The following is a 20,560-nucleotide window of genomic DNA, read 5'->3' as shown; positions in this document are numbered from 1 at the left end:
TCTGGCTTAAATAGATGTGCCTTTGACGAGCAATATTGATTGCCAGAATTATACAGGGAGCGACGAAATAAAGAACATGATGCCAATGAAATGATTATTTACTAATAAGAATTATTTGCATTTGCTTTATTGTTAAGTAATAATGATTCCTATTACTAATAAGGATGGTTGTTATGAATAGCCCTGCGAACAAATCTGTATTGGAATTCCCTGTAATAGCGCTTGTTGGTGCTGTCGCACTAGGTTTTATGTTTCTTCCATTTGTTGGTTAATATTTTCTTTAGCTAAACGATTAAATAACGGTTTGGTTATTTTTACCTTGCGCAAGGTAGTATTTTAGATCGATCTACTTTGTTCCATCCTAACGGCTCTAAAGATCGCTGATAAAGAATAACTTTTCTCACCAAGTAGTAGGATGACTTGACCCCAAGAAGAGCATTGCTCATTCATAGTCTCTATCTCTTCCATAGAATTATATTTCGACGCCCATTATCAAGGTGAACAATAGGCCAGAGGTTCTGGTTGCTAAGTATTGAGTACCATTGGATAGATATTCAAATAACCTTTTTCGTTATTCAATCCATTCCACATGTTTTTCGATATCAGTAGGTAATTTTAGGTTCCAACGATCTACCTGCGTCTTTGAAAACAGGTATCGTCCTTGTTTAGGGGTGATTATCGATGGATTTGGAAATTGTTGGTGACGTAGGAAATAATTAACGATTTCTGCACTGTTTTTTCCTTGATCATTCCCAGATAAAACTAAACCTCCTGCAACCATATCTTTCCCAATTGAATATCTCCAGCAAGCGAATATTGGAAGTTCCGAATGTTTACTGCTCCAGCGGCTAACAATGTCGAGTTCTATGGCTTGATTTTTCTCGTCCAGCAATTTTGCGTAGCTGGCCAGAAGGATAATGTCATAGCCATTATGTTTGCTTTGAAGGATTTCCTTTTTCCAGTCTGAAAAGTGTTTAAGTCTTTTGATATTAACTTCGGTACCGGCTACCTTTTGGCTTGTTTTGGAATTAAAAGAGGTATCGATAATCGCGGTTGTTGTTGGCCCATCGTCCATTAGAATCAACACTTTTTTTAATCTAGGTACTACTCGGGCTAATTCAACAACGGATCGTTTTAATAAAGGGCGTTCTAATACACCTGCTAGATTTGATGTAATTGGAATCACCAATCGAGGGTTGCCATTGATACCTAAGAATACTACCTGAAATCCGTGATCTAATGCCGGTTTTCCTACTAAGCGTAGGGCATTATCATCTGCAACAACTACTACATGTGGTTTCTTCTGCAATATAAGGTTTATGGCCTCATCTGCGCGGGCTTGGAATTCATCTTGAGGAATTCTCTTTGTATCCATCTGATATTCTTCAAGGCTATCTGTTTCTAGCTTGTCTTTGAATGTATCGTAATACTCGTCAACCCAAGGATAGGCATGGTGATAGCTATGAACAAAAAAAACATCGAGCGCATATGCTGGTATGCAAAAGGAATAAAGTAAGATCCCTGTAAATAGCTTCATCTCGGCCCCATCTGCCTGCGAGTGTTATTTTCAATATAGGCAGGTAATTAGAAGCCTTCCATTTCTCCACTACGATTTAATCAAGAGTTTAACCCCCCTTTGTCACTAGCCTAGTTGCTTGAACAATCTTTAAAACCTTAGGTCATAAATCTTGCCTATCCAATCAATAGAGAGAAGTAAATGGAGCTTGGTGAGTGATTGAGAAATACTGATCCTATGTTGATTGAGTTTTTGAGGGCGGATTATGAAAACAGAGCGTCTAGAATTTAAAGGTCATGATGGATCCGTACTTGCGGCTCGTTTGGATCTACCCGTTGGTAAACCCGCAGCTTATGCATTGTTTGCGCACTGTTTTACCTGTTCCAAAGATATTCCAGCAGCTAGGCGAATAGCTCAGCGTTTAGCATCTTTAGGGATAGCTGTTCTGCGTTTTGATTTTACAGGGTTGGGGCATTCGGGTGGGGAATTTGCCAATACCGGGTTTAATTCTAACGTAGCCGATCTAGCATTAGCGGCTGATTACTTACGAGAAAACTATCAGGCACCGCAATTGTTGATAGGTCACTCTCTGGGTGGTGCTGCCGTTTTAGCAGCGGCAGATAGAATAGCGGAGGCGAAAGCTGTCGTTACGATTGGTGCTCCAGCTGAACCGGAACATGTTATTCATAATTTTGGTGATCATCTAAATACAATCTGTAGCCAAGGTTCGGCAGAAGTTGAACTGGGTGGTAGGGCATTTACCATTCGCCGTGAGTTTATTGAAGATATCTCCGATGTATCCTTAGAGACTAAGGTTAAGCATCTGAAAAAAGCACTACTGGTGCTGCATGCGCCCATGGATGAAACCGTTAGTTTGGATAATGCTGCACGTATATTCCAAATGGCTAAACACCCAAAGAGCTTTATTACCCTAGATAATGCTGATCATCTGCTTACGCGTGTTGAGGATGCCGAGTATACCGCTGAGGTGATTTCAACTTGGGTGCAGCGTTATATAGACGTTGAACTGTTACCAAAACAGATGAATGCCCCTGAAGGTGTTGTTCGGGTAAGTGAAGCTGATCCGGACAGTTTTACTCAGGATATCAGCGCAGCAGGTCATCATATAATTGCAGATGAGCCGGTGAGTTATGGTGGTCATTATCTAGGTTCAACTCCTTACCAATTAGTTGCAGCAGGTTTGGGGGCTTGTACCTCAATGACGATTCGCATGTACGCGCGTCATAAACAGTTGCCACTGGAGCATGTGCAGGTGGATGTTACCCATGACAAAATCCATGCAGAGGATTGTTCTAGCTGTGAACAATCTGGAGGTAAAGTAGATCAGTTTGTGAGGCGTATAACGCTGACCGGTGACTTAACTGAGGAGGAACGGCAACGTTTGCTTGATATTGCAGATCGATGCCCCGTTCATAAAACCTTGGAAGGTGAGATCAATATTAAGACCGCGTTATCTTAGCCATTCAAATGGCTAGCTAGGTAAATAAAGGTTTTACAGCATATCGCTGTAAAACCTTTCATTGAGAGCAGCTTATTCGAAAATAATCTCATCGAATACTTGGCGGATTGGTTGAACACCCGCCCAAACATCTAATGTCATATCTTCGGGCTCATCCACAGGAGCTCCGGTTCTAACTTTCGCTGAGACTTGCTCGATTTTAAATTCCAAAACCGCTGTCGCTTTGAGTTCTACCTCATTTGCCGGTCTAGCTTCTTGTGACCTTCCGGTTTTAACCTTTTCTAACATCAAGTCCAACTGTCGGCGTTTTTCCTGTTCTTCTTCGATCAGTTTGGCTTTGCCATACATGATCACACTGCGAAAGTTGACTGAATGGTGGAAAGCAGAACGCGCAAACACTAAGCCGTCCAGCAGGGTAATCCCTATTGCGGCTTCCTCTCCGGCGAGTAATGCTTGGAATAACCCATTTTTACTTGAACCGTGAATATAGAGGTAATCGCCTTCACGCCAATGCAGTGTTGGTTGAATCATAGTTTGATCGCGCCAATTGCATGAAACATGGCAGACAAGTGCTTCATCCATGATCTGATAAATTGTTTCTTGATCATAGGTCGCTTTTTTCAACCCACGTTTAACCTGTGTTTTTGGCGTAGGGGTAAAGTGACTCATCTGCGTCTCCTCCTCATATTTATGGGTTGATTGGTTTAGATGGTGGAAGAGTAAAGGTTATAATTGGTCTATGTGAGATCCAATATTTGTATATTTAATGGGCCCAATTTTGTTGAGTGCGCAGCTGCTAAACATTCTTAAGTCCCCTGTAAACGTTGATGAGGGGACTCTATATCAGGTTATTTTTAAACGTCTGCAGTTGGCGATTTTGCAGGGGGCGTTGGCTGGTGGTACTCGTTTACCTGCAACTCGTGAGTTATCGAGTGCGCTTGGTGTTGCCCGTAATACAGTTAAAACTGCCTATGAAATGTTAGTTGCCGAGGGTTATGTTGAAACGGTGACAGGTTCAGGGAGTTATGTCGCTCACTTACCTGAGTCAGTGTTGAGAAATAAGCCTTCGAAATCGAAGCAAGACCCCGGTTTGTCGGTTTCAGAATATGCAAAGCAATTCTTGGGCTTTACGCCTTTAAATCCTGATACGCGAAAGTTACTGCAACCGGGAATACCTGCAATCGATCAGTTTCCGATAGAGCAATGGAAACGCTGTTTAGCGAGAGCGGCATCGTTTAAGTCATTAGATTCATCGCCTCCCGCAGGTGATTTAAGGTTGCGGAAGCAGATCTCAAAATATTTATTGAGACACAGAGGAATAGAGGTAAAAGCTGATCAGATTTTGGTGACCTCAGGTTCTCAGCAAGCGATCTATATGGTTGCTCAGTTACTCACTAATTCAGGTGATCGGGTGGTGGTTGAAACACCGGGGTTTCCAGGGATATCTGGTGCTTTTAAAGCAGCGGGGTGCAAGATTGATACGGTTCAGTTTCCTCTAATTGATGCGCTAAAACAGAAGGCTGCGTTATTGAGTTTAACGCCTTCTCGTAACTTTCCTTTAGGGCATACGATATCGCTTGCTGAAAGGTTAGAGGTTATTCGATGGGCTGAAACGGAAGGAGCTTGGATTCTAGAGGATGATTACGATTCAGAATTTGCCCTTGGTCATCCGGTCTCTTCACTGTTTGCGATCAGCGATTATCAACGGGTGATCTATACCGGGACTTTTAGTCGATCGATGTTTCCTGCAATACGTTTAGGTTATGTGGTACTGCCTGAACTTTTGGTGCCTTTATTTAATCGAGCGCGCCGCTATATGGATGGTGGTTTATCCGGCGTTACCCAAGTGGTCATGGCTGAGTTTATGGAGCAAGGCTATTTTGCACGGCATCTCAAAAAGATGAGTGGTTTGTATCAGAAACGGCTTAGCATTCTATCTCAAGAGGTCAAAGCTAGCTGTTTGTCTGACTTGCCTATTTTGGGCGCTGAAGGAGGAATGCATCTGGTATTGGGGTTGCCAGATGAGATAGAAGACAAGCGACTGGTTAAACAGCTAAAACAAGATGGCTTGGGTGTAAGAGCATTATCGGGCTATACCCAAGAGGGGCCGAAATTAAATGGTTTGGTGATTGGATATTGTGCTGAGTCGGAAGAGCAGATTAGACGAGGTATTCAGTTAATTGATAAACATTATAAAAATGTTCGGGGCCACTCTAAGTTAGGTTAAAATGAGCAGCTTATAACTTGTGAGTACTTTGTTGCGATGACTACCCCTGTTTTCTCTGATCTGAATTTATGCCCTGAACTGCTGACTGGTTTGGAAAAACTCGGGTATACCCAGCCAACTCCGATTCAAGCTAAAGCAATCCCTTTAGTGTTAAAAGGCGAAGATTTATTAGCGGAAGCGCAAACGGGTACAGGTAAAACGGCTAGCTTCGCTCTGCCTATCATTGAGAAGTTAAGTAAAACACCGCCGCAACCAAACTACCGTCAAGTTAGAGCACTGGTTTTAGCCCCTACGCGTGAGTTAGCTATTCAAGTGGCAGATAATACGCTGGAGTATGGTCGTGCTCTAGGTATGCGCGTGATGTCTATCTATGGCGGAGTGCGTTTGGATAACCAGATACGTAAACTGAAACGCGGTGCTGATATCTTGGTAGCAACGCCGGGGCGTTTATTGGATCTATTGCAGCAAAAAGTAATTAACCTCGATCATCTAGAATTTTTAGTTTTGGACGAGGCGGATCGAATGCTTGATCTGGGCTTTATCGATCCAATTCAAAAGATCATGGATTATGCTGCAGAGCCTCGCCAGACACTTTTATTTACCGCGACTGCAGATGAAAGCATCGAAGTACTGGCCGACTTTTACCTCAATAATCCACAGAAGATCAAAGTCTCTCCGCGTAACTCGACTGCAAAGCAGGTCAAACAGATCGCTTATGCCGTAGATAACAGCGATAAGTCTGAGATCCTGAGTTATCTGATTCAGGAAGAGAAGTGGGGCCAAACCCTCGTATTTGCACGAACTAAAAAGCGAGTTGATGAGCTTGTACAGTATCTGAATAAAGAAGATATCTACGCCGCTGCAATTCATGGTGACAAAACTCAGCGTGAGCGTGAGCGCATGTTCAAAGAATTTTTAAGTGGCGAATTACACGTTCTGGTTGCTACTGATGTTGCAGCGCGAGGTTTAGATATCGAGGCTCTACCTTACGTTGTGAATTACGACCTGCCGAATGTTCCAGAAGCTTATGTGCATCGTATCGGCCGAACAGGTCGAGCAGGGGAAAGTGGCGAAGCGATCTCTCTAGTTGCACCAGCAGAACGAGACTTTCTTAAGCGTATTGAGCAACTGATTAAACAGAAAATTCGATTAAGACCGGTTCCAAGAATCGAGAACGGTAAACGCATAGAGATTGAAGACTTTGCTGATCGGCCAATGAAGAAGCGCCCAGCGAAAGGTAAAAAACAAGTTAAGCGGGAACAAGTAGAAGCTTACCAGCCTGATACATCCAAACGTGCCATTAGACCGGGTTTATTTAAGAAATAATTAGCTTTGTTTCCATTCGGGGAGCGCTTGCATCATCTTAAGGTCATCGATTAAAGCAAGTGCTTTCCAGCCTTCGAGAGGGAAGCGAATATCTCCCTTATCTTCGCCGTATTTTGCTTTTAGTTGCTCGACTTGATCGGTATTAAAGTCGAGTAGACCTAGACCTTTCATCCCCCACCCTGCAAAAAGCCGGCTGTCGATGAGTTCAAAAGAGATAAGTTGAATGTTCGTATGCCTTGGATCGTGCACTAGTGTCATAAAAAGCGTATTAACAGATTCATAGCGTCCTTCGATTACTTGAAGAAAGTTATGCTGAGAAGCCAGTAAGACACCTGTTATCTCATTTGTTTCGTTGTTTTTCTCGCTTTGGTGCAGAATGTTGCGGACTTGTTCCCAATCCATTTTGCTAATGGGCTCACTTTTGTAGATGAGGCGATACATATAAAGCCCCACGTAATATCTGCACTTAGTGACAGGCAGGATCATTTCCCTTATGGATCTATTGATTCATCTACAGCATAGTCTTTTTCTAGGGCTAGCGAGTACAAACCAGTAAACAAAACCCCAAGGCATTGTTTGTTTTCTGTTCAGGCCAGAGTGCGTATAATGTGCGGCTTTAATTCTTAATTGGTAAAAAGTAATGTCAGGCAAACTAGAGTGGGACGAAGCTGCGAAACAGCGTGTAGATGCAGCACCTTTCTTTGTACGTAAGCTAATTCGTCATAAGGTAGAGAAGGCTGCTCGTCAGCAAGGCTTAGAGCGTATCACTGAAGAGTTGCTTGATAAGGTCAAGAAAAAGCAGATGGATAGCCAAAAGTAAGCGGTTAGCCTCAATAAGAGCGGTTGACCATGCTATTGCTCAACCGCTTATCTCAAAGCAGGTTATTCTGCCTGTGACCAAACTTTCTTCCTTCTATGTTTTTTATCCCCTCGATAACCTCAGTCAGCGATAGCCCCGTCTCCCTGATAAATATCAGTGCAGATTTTCGTTTGTAATTTACTCACAATGTCGTCTATCTGGTTGAATAATAGCTAAGGAAGTGATGTTGTTGGCAAAGTGTTTAGAAAAGCAGCATTTGCTTTGAGGCTAGATATAACAAGGGCCTTAGCGATCTAAACCAAAGATATCCACGGGTTGTAAATAGAGTTACCCCCAGAATTTGGGGGTAACTGGTTTGATCGTATTTCCTATAGAAAATTAAGGTTCGGCTTTAACTGGCGTTAGGTTTTGAGCTAAGACTTCTTCGCCAAACCAGCTTAGGTTTTCATGTAGTTCAACAACCTCACCCACGATGATCAGTGCAGGGGCTGGGAGTTGAGCTTCTTCTTGTAGCTGAGGTAGCGTTTCCAAAGTACCGGTCAGTACTTTTTGATCTGCTGATGTCCCACGGGAGATGATTGCTGCAGGTGTAGATGCCGGTTTGCCATGCTCAATCATCTTAGCAGCGAGTTGAGGCAAGGTATGTAGACCCATGTAAAAAACGACCGTTTGGTTAGGGTGGACCAGCTCGTTAAAGTTCAGATCGGTCGTACGGTTTTTAAGCTGGCCGGTTACAAATTTAACCGACTGTGCATAGTTCCTGTGCGTCAGCGGAATGCCCGCAAAAGTTGAACAAGCACTAGCAGCTGTGATGCCTGGTACCACTTGGAAAGGGATATTATGTTCTTTAAGAGTTTGTAGCTCTTCGCCACCGCGGCCAAAGATAAAAGGATCACCACCTTTTAAACGTACAACTCTCTGTCCCAGTTTGGCATGCTTTACTAGAAGTTCGTTGATACCTTCTTGTGGTACAGCGTGATTATCACGTTTTTTACCGACAAAAATCAGATCGGCATCACGACGGCAAAGATCTAACACTTCTGGGGAAACAAGCGCATCGTAGAGGACGATATCGGCTTGTTGCATCAGGCGTAGTGCTTTAAATGTTAATAACTCCGGATCTCCAGGGCCTCCACCGACAAGGTAAACTTCGCCTACCTGATGTTCAGGATCTTCATTGGCAAGTTTCTCAGTGATCATTTTCGCCGCTTCTTCATCACGCCCAGCGAATACTTTTTCGGCGATTTGGCCCTGCAGTACGTTTTCCCAGAAAACACGTCGATGGTTAACTGTGCTGAAGGTCTCTTTTACCTGATCGCGGAAATGGTTCGCGATACTCGCAAGCTTGCCGTAGGATTTTGGAATCCATGTTTCTAATCGAGCTCTTAGCAATCGAGCAAGAACAGGTGCGCTACCACCAGATGACACGCCTATAACGATAGGAGAGCGATCGACTATAGCTGGGAATACAAAGGTGCAAAGTTTCGGGCTATCGACAACATTCACTGGAATATTCTTTTCGACTGCATCGAAATGAACCCGCTCGTTCAGTGGCTCATCATCCGTAGCAGCGATGACTAAGGTTTTGTCGTCTAAAAGGGCTGCATGATACTCACCAACAATTGCCGTACCTTGGTTTTCATCTAAAAGGTCTTGTAGATCGTCACATACCTTATGAGAGATAACGGTGACATGAGCGCCCGCCCTGCATAGTAATTTCGCTTTACGTAAGGCTATGTTTCCTCCACCTACAAGCAAGACTTTCTGATTGGTCAGCTTAAAAAATAGCGGTAGGTAATCCACAAAATCTCTCCAGAAAATGACTCAGGTTTTATCTACCTGATAGGTCGGTTGTCTTTATTTATGAATAAGTTATGCAACCTATATGCCTAAGAATGATCGGTTTAATTGCTATCTATATAAAGCTAAGTACATAGCTATGAAGAGCTGAAACCAACCGTATTTATATCTATTAGTTTACCAGTAGATTTAGGTTTTGGGCGTATAGAAAGGGAGCTAATTCACCGAATTGGGGCGAGCTTATATTCAGTGCTAAAAAATGGTGCATCTTAGAATTAAGATGATCCTGCACCAAACAGATCTACTGAATGGTGCAGGGGGTCTCCTGTACGAGAATGCGTCCTGCTATCTCTAGGTATTACTTTTTAAAATTTAGTGGCGTCGCTGGGTGTAAACCGCATTCACGGTTTTCTGGGTTTTCCCACCACCAACGGCCAGAACGTACATCTTCACCCATAGAGATTGCACGCGTGCATGGTGCACAGCCGATGCTTGGGTAGTGTTTGTCATGTAGTTCGTTGTACGGAACATCATTTGCTTTGATATATGCCCAAACCTCTTTCTCTGACCAATCTGCCAGAGGGTTTAGTTTGTGCATATTATTGCCTTCATCCCACTCTTCGAACTGGATCTCATCGCGAGTAACAGACTGTTCGCGGCGAAGGCCAGTAATCCATGCTTTGTGACCAGAAAGCGCACGCTTTAGTGGCTTGATTTTACGAACAAAGCAGCAGCCTTTACGTAGCTCTTGAGATTCGTAAAAAGCATTAACACCGTTTTCTGCAACATAAGCCTCAACGTCGGCACCCTCTGGGTAGTAAACGTTAAATGTTACATTAGGGTATTGTTTTTGCACGTCCGCAAGAAGCTTAAGTGTTTCTTCTGGCAGGCGACCTGTATCTAAGACAAAGTTGCTGATTTCTGGACAGAATTTGCTGATCAGGTCAGCAATAACTACGTCCTCAGCACCTAGGCTGTTTGCGAAGACTAGGGATCCCTCGTGATCCTGATAGCCTTTTTTTAGTAGAGCTGCAACGGCTTCAACCTTTGCTTGTAGCTCTGCAGTAATTTGCTCACTCATAAATAGGACCTCACCGTCACTATTAATTACTGGTGATAAACAGCGCGAACTTTATCCGCAGCGCTTTGGTAATAGTTGCTCATCTCATCGAAGGACTTAAGCATTTCAGGCTTAAATATGTCATCAGCAACTTCGATAGCTGTAAAGCCACAACGCTCTAAGTAAGCGAAACGGTCTTGGCCAATATCACCCGTTGCACGGATTTCACCTTTGTACTCGGCGCGAACAAGTAAGCGTGCAATACTAAATCCACGGCCGTCACGGAAAGCAGGGAAGTCGATCGCTACTAGTGGGAATTTGTCTAAGTTCTCAACTAGAAAATCGATATCGTCATCACCATTCACTTTAACAGCTACTTGGCCTTCACGGTTAGTAAGTGCGTCTTGGTTTTCCAAGTAAAGCGCTAGCGGTACGATGATGTCACCCGTTTGATCAAGTGATTCTTCGTTGATCAGAGTCCAGTTGTCAGCAACAACTTCACGATTAATTAGCAGGGGCATATACGTACTCCTTAAATGGTGCAATACCGATACGACGGAATGTATCAATGAAACGTTCGTTCTCAAAGCGCTGTTGAACGTATACTTCCAGCACTTTTTCTAGGGTGTTAGCGACTTCGTCAGAAGCTACAGCACGGCCAATAACCTTACCTAATGCTGCATCAGAACCATCATCACCACCTAGGGTAATTTGGTACCACTCTTCACCTTTCTTATCCACACCCAAAATACCGATGTGACCAACGTGGTGGTGAGAACAAGCGTTCATGCAGCCAGACATGTTCAGTTTCAGATCACCAAGGTCATGAACAAAGTCCATGTCTTCAAATTTCTTGTTGATCTGATCTGCTACACCCAGAGTACGAGCATTAGCTAGAGCACAGAAGTCACCACCCGGGCAAACAGTCATGTCTGTAAGTGTACCGATGTTTGGACGTGCTAGATCTGCATTTGCAAGCACTTCCCATACTGCGTATAGGTCAGCTTTCTTAACATCAGCCAAAACCAAGTTTTGGTTGTGAGTAGCACGAATTTCGCCGAAGCTGAACTTGTCAGCAAGATCAGCTACTAGATCTAGTTGATCAGCAGTGATATCGCCAGCAGGTTTTAGGTATGGTTTTAGCGATACATAAGCGATGCGGTAACCATCTACTTTATGCTCTACAGTGTTACGCTCATACCAAGTGTTGAAATCTTCATTCTCTGCAAGTTTAGCTTCAAGTGAAGTATCTGCAGCAGCTGATGCATCGTAATCGAATGGTTTAAAGAATGCTTTTACGCGCTCGATCTCTTCCATTGGTAGTTTAAGGTCAGTGTCACGAATGTGCGCCCACTCTTCCTCAACTTGCTCGCGGAACTTATCGATACCTACAGCTTGTACCAAAATTTTGATACGTGCTTTGTATTTGTTATCGCGGCGACCATTCATGTTGTAAACACGGATGATAGCTTCTAGGTAAGAAAGTAGATCTTCCTTAGCTAGGAACGGATTGATCTGCTTAGCGATCATAGGAGTACGGCCAAGGCCACCACCTACAAGTACTTCAAAACCAACTTCGCCAGCATCGTTTTTAACGATGTGAAGACCGATATCATGAACTTGTGTTGCTGCACGGTCATTTGCGCAAGAAGAGATCGCAATCTTGAACTTACGAGGTAGATACGCAAATTCAGGGTGAAGTGATGACCACTGACGAATGATTTCACAGTACGGACGAGAATCTTCAATCTCATTTGGGATTACACCTGCGAACTGATCCGTCGTTGTATTACGGATACAGTTACCAGACGTTTGAATCGAGTGCATCTGAACTTCAGCAAGCTCAGCAAGAATATCAGGTACTTCTTCTAGCTTTGGCCAGTTAAACTGCAGGTTAGTACGCGTAGTAAAGTGCGCATAGCCCTTGTCATAAGTACGTGCGATATGAGCCAGTTTGCGGAATTGAGTTGAGTTATACATATTGTATGGGCCCGCTACACGCAGCATTGGCGCGTGACGTTGTACATACAAACCGTTCATAAGACGTAGTGCTAGAAAGTCATCTTCTGGCAGTTCGCCTGCTAGGAAGCGGCGAGTCTGATCTCTAAATTGCTCAACACGTTCGTCAACCAGTTTCTGGTCGACAGAGTTATACTGATACATAACTTTTCCCTTGTTGGACCCTTAATCGGGTGCAACACCTCACTTTTCGGGTTTTAACCTGCGATTACGAAGCGCAGACCGATGGCTAATAATATTGAGCCCATAATAGGCTGCATAATTTTTGGTGATAATCGTGTGCCGAGATGGCTACCCACAAATACACCCGGCAAAGAGCCGATTAATAGGTATAGGAGCAGGCTAAGATCGACATTGCCCATTCCATAATGACCTGCGCCTGCAACTGATGTAAGCACTACCGCATGAACTAGGTCGGAACCCACGATGGTTGGCATACTCATACGTGGATACAATAAAATTAAAATAGCTGTACCAAGGGCCCCTGCGCCAACTGACGACAATGTTACCAGACCTCCCAGTAGAATACCCATCAACACCGTAATAGCGGGACGCCATTTTTTTGCGTGGCTTGCTGCTGATGTATGCTGCCATTTCATGGCTTGATTGCGAATTTGATTACGCAAGAATACAGCGATGGACGTTAACACTAATGATACGCCTAGCGTCATGTTCATTATGTGTTCTATTTGTTCTAGTCCATCTAGACCTTTTAGGTAGCTTAGGGTTAGCAAACTGCCAGGAATACTGCCTAGTAATAAAAGAAGAACGACTTTCCACTCGATAAGTTTCTTTCTTGCATAAGAGAAAGTACCGCCGAATTTTGTAACCGCTGCATACAGTAAATCGGTGCTTACAGCTGTAACTGGCGGAATTCCGAATACAACAATCAGGATAGGCGTCATCAAAGCACCACCACCTATACCGGTGAGGCCGACGATAAAGCCAACAACTAATCCTGCAAAACTGTACGCAAGTTCCATAGATAGACCTGTCCAAGAATAAACTGGCGGCATAATAAAGGAGGTTTGTTATAACTCAAAATAATAATTGGGAATCTTGTTATTTCTTTTGGTGATAACAGAAGGTAACAATTTGAAAAGTAATAGATAGGTGATCATATATAGCCAAAAGCTATAAAAAAGTAATTATATATTCTTTTGCGTTTTATTGAGAGGGCTGCGATAATGCGCCGCATTATAGGATAGCTAGGTATATTAATTCGACCTTTTATGTGGATTTCTACGGAAGGTGGTCATGCTTGTTATCCAAACTGTTTACATAAAGAGAGTATTTTCTAATGAGTGCTTTGCCTGAACACCGTTTAACGCACCTTAAGCAGCTTGAAGCTGAAAGTATCCATATCATCCGTGAAGTGGCAGCTGAGTTTGATAACCCAGTTATGCTTTACTCTGTAGGTAAAGATTCTGCGGTAATGCTTCATCTTGCACGTAAAGCGTTTGCGCCAGGTAAACCTCCGTTCCCACTTTTGCATGTTGATACTACATGGAAATTCAGAGAGATGATTGAATTCCGTGACAAGATGGCGAAAGAAGCGGGTATGGAGCTTCTAGTTCATATCAACCAAGAAGGTGTTGATATGGGTGTAGGTCCGTTCACTCACGGTTCTTCAAAGCATACAGATATCATGAAGACTCAAGCGCTGAAGCAGGCACTGGATAAGTACCAGTTTGATGCCGCATTTGGTGGTGCTCGTCGTGACGAAGAAAAATCTCGTGCGAAAGAGCGTGTATTCTCATTCCGTGACCAGAATCACCGTTGGGATCCAAAGAGTCAGCGCCCTGAACTATGGAACGTGTTCAACACACGTGTAGATAAAGGTGAAAGTATCCGTGTATTCCCTCTATCTAACTGGACTGAACTGGATATCTGGCAGTATATCTATCTAGAAAATATCTCTATCGTTCCTCTTTACTATTCTGCTAAGCGCCCAGTTGTTGAGCGCGATGGTATGTTGATCATGGTTGATGATGAGCGTATGCCATTAGAAGAGGGCGAAGTACCAGAAATGAAGAGCGTACGTTTCCGTACCCTTGGCTGCTACCCGCTAACAGGTGCAGTGGAATCTGACGCGGCAACTTTGCCGGACATTATTCAGGAAATGTTGCTGACAACGACTTCTGAACGTCAGGGCCGTGCGATCGACCATGATAGTTCTGGTTCGATGGAGAAGAAAAAGATGGAAGGTTATTTCTAGAGCTCTACTTAGAAATACGTGGCGGTATGAGTTGATAGGCCACACCTTACATCCATATTGAAAAGAATATTCAGCGACAAGCTATCTAAATGACCAGCTTGCCGCTTTCCTAAGGGGAAGAAAATGAGTCACCAAAGCGAACTGATTGAATCTGATATCCAAGCATATCTGCACCAGCACGAAAACAAAGAGCTATTACGCTTTTTGACTTGTGGTAGCGTGGATGACGGCAAATCTACATTGATTGGCCGTCTACTACATGACTCTAAAATGATTTATGAAGATCAACTTGCCGCTATCCAGAAGGATAACGAGCGTGTTGGTAATGCTGGTGAAGAGCTTGACCTTGCACTTCTAGTTGATGGTCTTGCAGCAGAGCGTGAGCAAGGTATCACTATCGACGTTGCTTACCGTTACTTCTCTACATCTAAGCGTAAATTCATCATCGCGGATACTCCGGGCCATGAGCAGTACACACGTAACATGGCAACAGGTGCATCTACTTGTGATCTTGCGATCATCCTTATCGATGCGCGTCACGGTGTACAGGTTCAGACTAAACGTCACAGCTTTATCGTTTCTCTACTAGGTATTAAGCATACTATTGTTGCTATCAACAAAATGGACCTGGTTGATTTCAGTGAAGAGCGTTTTGAAGAGATCAAAGCTGATTACCTTGAGTTCTCTAAGCAGCTAGATCTGCCTGACATTCAGTTTGTACCGATCTCTGCATTGAAGGGTGATAACGTTGTAACACCTTCTGAGCCAATGAGCTGGTTTAAAGGCGAGCCATTGATGGAAACACTGGAAACAGTTGAGCTGGCTAACGACCAGAACTTCGACAGCTTACGTTTCCCTGTTCAGTACGTTAACCGTCCTAACCTAGACTTCCGTGGTTACTGCGGTACGTTGACTTCCGGCATCGTTCGCCCGGGCGACGAAGTAACTGTGCTTCCTTCTGGTAAGTCCAGCAAGGTTAAGTCGATTGTTACATACGAAGGCGAAATTGAAGAAGCATTTCCACCAATGGCAGTAACGCTAACTTTGGAAGATGAGATTGATATCTCCCGTGGCGATATTCTTGTTCAAAGTAACGAAGTTCCAGAAACAACAAACCGTTTTGACTCCATGGTCGTATGGATGTCTGAGGAACCTTTGCAGAAAGGTCGTCAGTACGAAGTTAAACTGAACACTACGCGTATTGCTGGTGGTATCAGTAACGTTCGTCACCGTGTAGACGTTAACACACTAGAGCAAACAGCTGCTGACTCTCTAGAGCTAAATGAAATCGCACGTTGTGAGATTACGTTAGAGCGTCCAGTTGTTGCTGATGACTATCGTGCTCACCATGGTACAGGTTCTTTCATCATCGTTGATCGTCTAACCAATGCGACTGTTGCAGCGGGTATGATCATCGAGGGTGGTGATGAGCAGACTGATTTGGAATCTAAACTGGTTAATGCTTCTGCAGTTACAGCATCTGATCGTACAATTCGTTTCGGTCAGCAGGCTGCGACAGCGACTATCGCTGGTGGTAGTGCTGAACAGCGTCAAACACTATTGTTTAGCCTAGAATCAGTATTGTTCGAACAAGGTCGTGCAGTTGTAGCCCTTAATGCTGAGCAGCTTCAGGGCGGAGCTCAGAATGCGTCTGCTGTTCTAAATCAAGCAGGTCTGATTTCTCTGCTTGAAACTGACGATGCAGTAGAAGGTGCAGTTGCGTTGAACGTTGATCAACTTCAGGGGTCTACTGACGTTGAGAAACTAGCAAGCGCACTAGAACTATTGAAATAAAAGACCATTCTCGAATGGAAAAACCGGGAGCTTGATCTCCCGGTTTATTGTTTTAAATCAGAATATCGCTATACCGAAACCTTATAAGAGATAGTAAGATTAGATTTTGCTAATTTTCTTTTAGGGGTAGGTTTCGATAGCTATACGGATCTTATGACAGAATATCTTCTGATTGTTATCAGCACTGTACTGGTAAACAACTTTGTACTGGTTCAATTCCTTGGATTGTGTCCATTTATGGGGGTTTCCAATAAGCTGGAAACCGCGATGGGTATGTCCTTGGCGACCACATTTGTACTGACTCTGTCGTCCGTATGCAGTTATCTTGCGTACACGTATCTCCTGCAGCCTCTTGCATTAGAGTATCTGCAAACGATTACATTTATCTTAGTGATAGCGGTTGTTGTACAGTTCACTGAGATGGTTGTTCGTAAAACCAGCCCATTATTGTACAAAGTGTTAGGTATTTTCTTACCGCTGATTACCACTAACTGTGCAGTACTTGGGGTTGCGTTACTTAATATCAAAAAGCTCAATGGCTTTATTGATTCTATTGTTTACGGTTTTGGTGCTGCAATCGGCTTCTCACTTGCTTTGATTCTTTTCTCTGCAATGCGTGAGCGTATTGCTGTGGCTGATGTCCCTATGCCATTTCAGGGTGCAGCAATCGGTATGGTGACTGCTGGTCTGATGTCCTTGGCATTTATGGGCTTCACCGGTCTGGTACAGATTTAGGAGCCGACCGTGGATATCGTAATCATCGCCGTATTAGCTCTTTTGGGCTTAGCTTTAGCTTTTGGTTTGCTATTGGGATTTGCCTCAGTACGCTTCAAAGTTGAAGGTAATCCTCTGGTCGATCAAATCGACAGTATTTTGCCGCAGACCCAGTGTGGTCAGTGTGGTTACCCTGGTTGTCGTCCTTACGCAGAGGCAATTGCAGAGGGTGACGCAATTAATAAATGCCCTCCAGGTGGCCAAAGCACAGTAGAAACTTTAGCCGACCTTCTGGATGTGGAAGCGATTCCTCTAGAAGGTGGCGCGGAAGAAGAGCCCGTTAAAGCGGTAGCTTATATCCGTGAAGATGAATGTATCGGTTGTACTAAATGTATTCAGGCGTGCCCAGTTGATGCCATTTTAGGTGCAGCTAAGCAGATGCACACGGTTATTACATCCGAATGCACAGGTTGTGACCTTTGTGTAGAGCCTTGCCCAGTAGATTGTATTGATATGTTACCAGTTGAAACCACGTTACAAACGTGGAAGTGGGATATGCCTAAGCCGGGTGTTCAACTTATTGCAACGGATCAGCGTGGTGAAGTTGTGGAGGGCGGTGCAGCGTGAGTACTAAGCATTCTTTCCACGGTGGTGTACACCCACCTGAAAATAAGCATCAGTCTACCGGCGGCCAGATTCAGATAGCGCCAATCCCTGAACAGCTTGTTGTACCCTTATCACAGCATATCGGTGCGCCTTCAGAGCTTGTTGTATCCGTTGGTGATCGAGTGCTTAAAGGTCAGGTTATTGCTGAGGCAGCAGGTCGCATAAGTGTTAGCGTCCATGCGCCGAGCTCTGGTGTAGTAGAGGCTATTGAGTCTCGCCCTGTACCGCATATGTCCGGTATGTCAGCCCCGTGTGTGGTGATTAAAACCGACGGTTTAGATGAGTGGTGCGATCATAAAGGTCTGGAAGACTATACGTCGATCAATAAACAAGAGTTGATCGATTTTATCCGCTATCACGGTATCAGTGGTATGGGTGGCGCGGGTTTCCCAACCGATGTGAAACTGCATCTGGGTGATGATCATATTGTTAATACGTTGATTATCAACGCGATGGAGTGTGAGCCTTATATCACTGCTGACGATATGCTGATGCGTGAACGCGCAGATGACATCGTTAAAGGTATTGAGGTTATCGCGCACCTGTTAAAACCGCATCACATTATGATTGGCACTGAGGACAATAAGCCTCAGGCTATCCGCGCGCTTGAGCTTGCTGTAGCAGAATCCAAGCATGATATTGATATTGTCGTTGTTCCAACCGTCTATCCATCGGGCGGTGAAAAGCAGCTAATAAAGCTGCTTACCGGTATTGAAGTACCAAGCGGAAAGATCCCTGCTGATGTTGGTATCGTATGTCAAAACATTGGTACCGCTTCTGCTATCTATGATGCTGTCTATAACGGCGTACCTCTGATCTCCCGCGTTGTGACGGTTACAGGCGACGCTTTAGGTCATCCGCATAATATGCGTGCATTGATCGGCACTCCACTAGAAAGCTTGTTGGAGGCTGCTGAAGTACGTCAGTCTGAGCTTTATCGTTTAGTTATTGGTGGTCCAATGATGGGCTATACCGTGGATAGTCAATCTATCCCGATGATCAAAACCACCAACTGTGTTATTGCCGCAACTTACGACGAAATGCCACCCGCACCAGCTGCGAACCCTTGTATCCGTTGTGGTATGTGCGAACAGGTATGTCCTGCTGAGCTACTACCGCAACAATTGCATTGGTTTGCAAAAGGTAAAGAGTTTGAAAAGGCTAAGCATCACAACTTGTTTGATTGTATCGAGTGTGGCGCTTGCTCTTATGTTTGCCCAAGTAATATTCCTTTGGTGCAGTACTACCGTTTTGCTAAGTCTGAGATCCGTGCCGAAGAAGCGGAACAACGTAAAGCAGATCATGCACGCCAGCGCTTCGAAGCTCGACAAGCGCGTTTGGAGCAAGAGAAGGTAGAGAAAGAACTGCGTCGTAAGCAACGTGCAGAAGAAGCTGCGAAGGCGCAAGCAGTTAAGAAAGACAAACTAGCGTCAGGTAAAACCGCTGAATCAGCTAAACCATCAGGTGAACCTGATATTAAAGCATTGAAAACAGCAGCTGCAGTTTCACGTACCAAACTTAAGAAAGCTCAGAAAGCTCTAGAAAATGCTGAGTCTAAAGGGTTAGACGGTATTGAGCAGTTACGTCAAACCGTCACTGAGCTTGAAGCGAAAGCTAAGGCCGCACAAGAGGCTTACGATCAGGCGCAAAATCCAGCGAGCGCTCCAGCGCCAGTTGTAGATGTTAAACAGCTTAAAACCAATGCTGCCGTTGCTCGAACCAAGTTGAAGCAAGCTGAAAAAGCGCTAGCCAAAGCCGAAGAATCTGGTGAAGGTGATCTCGAAGCGCTTAAAGCCAAGGTTGCTGAACAGAAAGCTAAAACTGAAGCGGCTCAAACTGCGTATGATCAAGCTGAATCTGGCGGTGCACCAGTGCCGACACAGCCAGCGGTTAATTTAGCTGAGCTAAAAGAGTCGATGGATGCAGCGCAGGGCAAAGTAGAGAAAGCACAAAAAGCTTTGGATGCAGCTATTGCTTCCGGTAGCCCTGCTGTAGAAAAAATGAAAGCCGGTGTAGAAAAGCTTCAAGGCAAATTCGAAGAAGCTAAGGCGGAATATGATAAAGCGGCTCAAGCGCCAGCCTCTGTGCCTGTAACTCCAGCGGTCAATCTAGATGAGCTTAAGGCTGATATGGATGCAATGCAGGCGAAGGTGGAAAAAGCGCAAAAAGCCTTAGATGCAGCCATCGCTTCAGGTAGTCCTGCTGTTGAGAAGATGAAAGCCGGTGTAGAGAAGCTTCAGGGTAAATACGAAGAAGCTAAGGCTGAATATGATAAGGCGACTCAAGCGCCAACCTCTGCACCCGTAGCCCCAGCAGTCAATCTAGATGAGCTTAAAGAAGATATGGAGGCTATCAAGGCCAAAGTTGAGAAAGCTCAAGTTGCCTTAGATAAAGCGATTGAATCAGGCAGCCCGGCTGCTGAAAAAATGAAAGCCGGTGTGGAAAAACTGCGTGGTAAGTATGAAGAGTTGAAGCAGGAATATCTGCAAGCAGGTGGTGAGTTAGAAGAGCCTGCAAAACCAGAGCCTGTTGACCCTAAAGCTTTGAAGCAGAATGTTTCCATTATGCGTACCAAGCTGAAGAAGGCGCAGAATGCTTTAGATGATGCAGAAGAATCGGATCAAGCTGAGTTGGAAGCAGAAGTGCTGCGTTTAACAAAGTTGCACGATGAAGCTAAAGAAGCGTTTGATGCTTATGAGATTCAGTTGATAGAGAAAGCTGCAGGAGAGGGTATCGATCTTAAACAGTTAAAGATTGATGCTGCGATGGCTCGCGCGGCCGTTACCAAAGCGGAAAGAGCGTTAACTAAAGCTCGAGAAGATAATGTTGATGATCTGCCTACTATGGAAGAGCAGTTAGTAGCCGCTCAACAAGAAGCAGAGAAATTAAACCAGACGTTAAGTCGTTTTAGCGATTAAGG

General features: G+C 44.3%; 17 protein-coding genes. 9 read left to right on the top strand and 8 right to left on the bottom strand.

Annotated elements, in window-relative coordinates:
- Positions 1-571 precede the first annotated feature (571 nt).
- Complete coding sequence (locus tag ACMXYW_RS12640; protein WP_415904283.1) at positions 572-1,537, bottom strand: ABC transporter substrate-binding protein; 966 nt, start codon at positions 1,535-1,537, stop codon at positions 572-574.
- Positions 1,538-1,781: 244 nt separating this feature from the next.
- Between ACMXYW_RS12640 and ACMXYW_RS12635 the strand changes: the two genes are divergently transcribed.
- Positions 1,782-2,996: an alpha/beta fold hydrolase gene (locus ACMXYW_RS12635; protein WP_415904282.1), complete on the top strand. Its 1,215-nt coding sequence runs from the start codon at positions 1,782-1,784 to the stop codon at positions 2,994-2,996.
- A 72-nt stretch (positions 2,997-3,068) separates the two neighbouring features.
- Here the strand turns inward: ACMXYW_RS12635 and ACMXYW_RS12630 are convergent, their stop codons facing one another.
- Positions 3,069-3,665: a pyridoxamine 5'-phosphate oxidase family protein gene (locus ACMXYW_RS12630; protein ID WP_415904281.1), complete on the bottom strand. Its 597-nt coding sequence runs from the start codon at positions 3,663-3,665 to the stop codon at positions 3,069-3,071.
- Positions 3,666-3,762: 97 nt separating this feature from the next.
- Here ACMXYW_RS12630 and ACMXYW_RS12625 point away from each other — a divergent pair, with 97 nt between their 5' ends.
- Positions 3,763-5,223: a PLP-dependent aminotransferase family protein gene (locus ACMXYW_RS12625; RefSeq protein WP_415904280.1), complete on the top strand. Its 1,461-nt coding sequence runs from the start codon at positions 3,763-3,765 to the stop codon at positions 5,221-5,223.
- A 36-nt stretch (positions 5,224-5,259) separates the two neighbouring features.
- Positions 5,260-6,549, top strand: coding sequence for a DEAD/DEAH box helicase (locus tag ACMXYW_RS12620; protein ID WP_415904279.1), 1,290 nt, complete (start codon positions 5,260-5,262; stop codon positions 6,547-6,549).
- Here the strand turns inward: ACMXYW_RS12620 and ACMXYW_RS12615 are convergent, their stop codons facing one another.
- Positions 6,550-6,990, bottom strand: coding sequence for a BLUF domain-containing protein (locus ACMXYW_RS12615; RefSeq protein ID WP_415904278.1), 441 nt, complete (start codon positions 6,988-6,990; stop codon positions 6,550-6,552).
- A 199-nt stretch (positions 6,991-7,189) separates the two neighbouring features.
- Between ACMXYW_RS12615 and ACMXYW_RS12610 the strand changes: the two genes are divergently transcribed.
- Positions 7,190-7,369, top strand: a complete 180-nt coding sequence (locus ACMXYW_RS12610; protein ID WP_415882098.1) for a PCP reductase family protein — start codon at positions 7,190-7,192, stop codon at positions 7,367-7,369.
- A gap of 378 nt (positions 7,370-7,747) precedes the next feature.
- Here the strand turns inward: ACMXYW_RS12610 and cysG are convergent, their stop codons facing one another.
- The 5 genes from cysG to ACMXYW_RS12585 form a co-directional block, all read right to left on the bottom strand.
- Positions 7,748-9,172: a siroheme synthase CysG gene (gene cysG / locus ACMXYW_RS12605; protein WP_415904277.1), complete on the bottom strand. Its 1,425-nt coding sequence runs from the start codon at positions 9,170-9,172 to the stop codon at positions 7,748-7,750.
- Positions 9,173-9,527: 355 nt separating this feature from the next.
- Positions 9,528-10,250 (bottom strand): phosphoadenylyl-sulfate reductase, encoded by a 723-nt coding sequence (locus ACMXYW_RS12600; protein WP_415904276.1) that lies wholly within the window; start codon positions 10,248-10,250, stop codon positions 9,528-9,530.
- 26 nt (positions 10,251-10,276) lie between these two features.
- Entirely contained in the window at positions 10,277-10,750 is a 474-nt protein-coding gene (locus ACMXYW_RS12595; protein ID WP_415904275.1) for a DUF934 domain-containing protein, read from the bottom strand.
- The gene (locus tag ACMXYW_RS12590) at positions 10,734-12,392 is read right to left on the bottom strand and encodes a nitrite/sulfite reductase (protein WP_415898991.1); all 1,659 of its coding nucleotides are present in this window, start codon (positions 12,390-12,392) and stop codon (positions 10,734-10,736) included. The genes ACMXYW_RS12595 and ACMXYW_RS12590 overlap by 17 nt, the downstream gene beginning before the upstream one ends.
- Positions 12,393-12,445: 53 nt before the next feature.
- Positions 12,446-13,231: a sulfite exporter TauE/SafE family protein gene (locus ACMXYW_RS12585; RefSeq protein WP_415889003.1), complete on the bottom strand. Its 786-nt coding sequence runs from the start codon at positions 13,229-13,231 to the stop codon at positions 12,446-12,448.
- A gap of 317 nt (positions 13,232-13,548) precedes the next feature.
- Between ACMXYW_RS12585 and cysD the strand changes: the two genes are divergently transcribed.
- From cysD to rsxC, 5 genes are all read left to right on the top strand, one after another.
- Complete coding sequence (cysD, locus tag ACMXYW_RS12580) at positions 13,549-14,466, top strand: sulfate adenylyltransferase subunit CysD (protein WP_415885517.1); 918 nt, start codon at positions 13,549-13,551, stop codon at positions 14,464-14,466.
- A gap of 123 nt (positions 14,467-14,589) precedes the next feature.
- Positions 14,590-16,260 carry a sulfate adenylyltransferase subunit CysN gene (cysN, locus tag ACMXYW_RS12575; protein WP_415904274.1) on the top strand — a complete coding sequence of 557 codons (1,671 nt, stop codon included), beginning with the start codon at positions 14,590-14,592 and terminating at the stop codon, positions 16,258-16,260.
- Between the two features lie 153 nt (positions 16,261-16,413).
- Positions 16,414-16,995, top strand: coding sequence for an electron transport complex subunit RsxA (gene rsxA / locus ACMXYW_RS12570; protein ID WP_415882090.1), 582 nt, complete (start codon positions 16,414-16,416; stop codon positions 16,993-16,995).
- 9 nt (positions 16,996-17,004) lie between these two features.
- Entirely contained in the window at positions 17,005-17,601 is a 597-nt protein-coding gene (gene rsxB, locus ACMXYW_RS12565; RefSeq protein WP_415898989.1) for an electron transport complex subunit RsxB, read from the top strand.
- Positions 17,598-20,558, top strand: coding sequence for an electron transport complex subunit RsxC (gene rsxC, locus ACMXYW_RS12560; protein ID WP_415904273.1), 2,961 nt, complete (start codon positions 17,598-17,600; stop codon positions 20,556-20,558). Before rsxB ends, rsxC begins: the two co-directional genes overlap by 4 nt.
- The last annotated feature ends 2 nt before the right edge of the window (positions 20,559-20,560 follow it).

This window comes from Neptuniibacter sp. QD48_55, from assembly GCF_047778115.1.
In the GTDB taxonomy this organism is placed as follows: domain Bacteria; phylum Pseudomonadota; class Gammaproteobacteria; order Pseudomonadales; family Balneatricaceae; genus Neptuniibacter.
The sequence above is the reverse complement of the archived record's forward strand: the minus strand, read 5'-3'. Positions and strand labels throughout refer to the sequence as shown.

Excerpts from the sequence above, each read along its gene's own strand:
- ACMXYW_RS12640 (WP_415904283.1), bottom strand. The coding sequence starts at position 1,537 with ATGAAGCTATTTACAGGGATCTTACTTTATTCCTTTTGCATACCAGCA.
- ACMXYW_RS12635 (WP_415904282.1), top strand. The coding sequence starts at position 1,782 with ATGAAAACAGAGCGTCTAGAATTTAAAGGTCATGATGGATCCGTACTT.
- ACMXYW_RS12630 (WP_415904281.1), bottom strand. The coding sequence starts at position 3,665 with ATGAGTCACTTTACCCCTACGCCAAAAACACAGGTTAAACGTGGGTTG.
- ACMXYW_RS12625 (WP_415904280.1), top strand. The coding sequence starts at position 3,763 with ATGGGCCCAATTTTGTTGAGTGCGCAGCTGCTAAACATTCTTAAGTCC.
- ACMXYW_RS12620 (WP_415904279.1), top strand. The coding sequence starts at position 5,260 with ATGACTACCCCTGTTTTCTCTGATCTGAATTTATGCCCTGAACTGCTG.
- ACMXYW_RS12615 (WP_415904278.1), bottom strand. The coding sequence starts at position 6,990 with ATGTATCGCCTCATCTACAAAAGTGAGCCCATTAGCAAAATGGATTGG.
- ACMXYW_RS12610 (WP_415882098.1), top strand. The coding sequence starts at position 7,190 with ATGTCAGGCAAACTAGAGTGGGACGAAGCTGCGAAACAGCGTGTAGAT.
- ACMXYW_RS12600 (WP_415904276.1), bottom strand. The coding sequence starts at position 10,250 with ATGAGTGAGCAAATTACTGCAGAGCTACAAGCAAAGGTTGAAGCCGTT.
- ACMXYW_RS12595 (WP_415904275.1), bottom strand. The coding sequence starts at position 10,750 with ATGCCCCTGCTAATTAATCGTGAAGTTGTTGCTGACAACTGGACTCTG.
- ACMXYW_RS12590 (WP_415898991.1), bottom strand. The coding sequence starts at position 12,392 with ATGTATCAGTATAACTCTGTCGACCAGAAACTGGTTGACGAACGTGTT.
- ACMXYW_RS12585 (WP_415889003.1), bottom strand. The coding sequence starts at position 13,231 with ATGGAACTTGCGTACAGTTTTGCAGGATTAGTTGTTGGCTTTATCGTC.
- cysD (WP_415885517.1), top strand. The coding sequence starts at position 13,549 with ATGAGTGCTTTGCCTGAACACCGTTTAACGCACCTTAAGCAGCTTGAA.
- cysN (WP_415904274.1), top strand. The coding sequence starts at position 14,590 with ATGAGTCACCAAAGCGAACTGATTGAATCTGATATCCAAGCATATCTG.
- rsxA (WP_415882090.1), top strand. The coding sequence starts at position 16,414 with ATGACAGAATATCTTCTGATTGTTATCAGCACTGTACTGGTAAACAAC.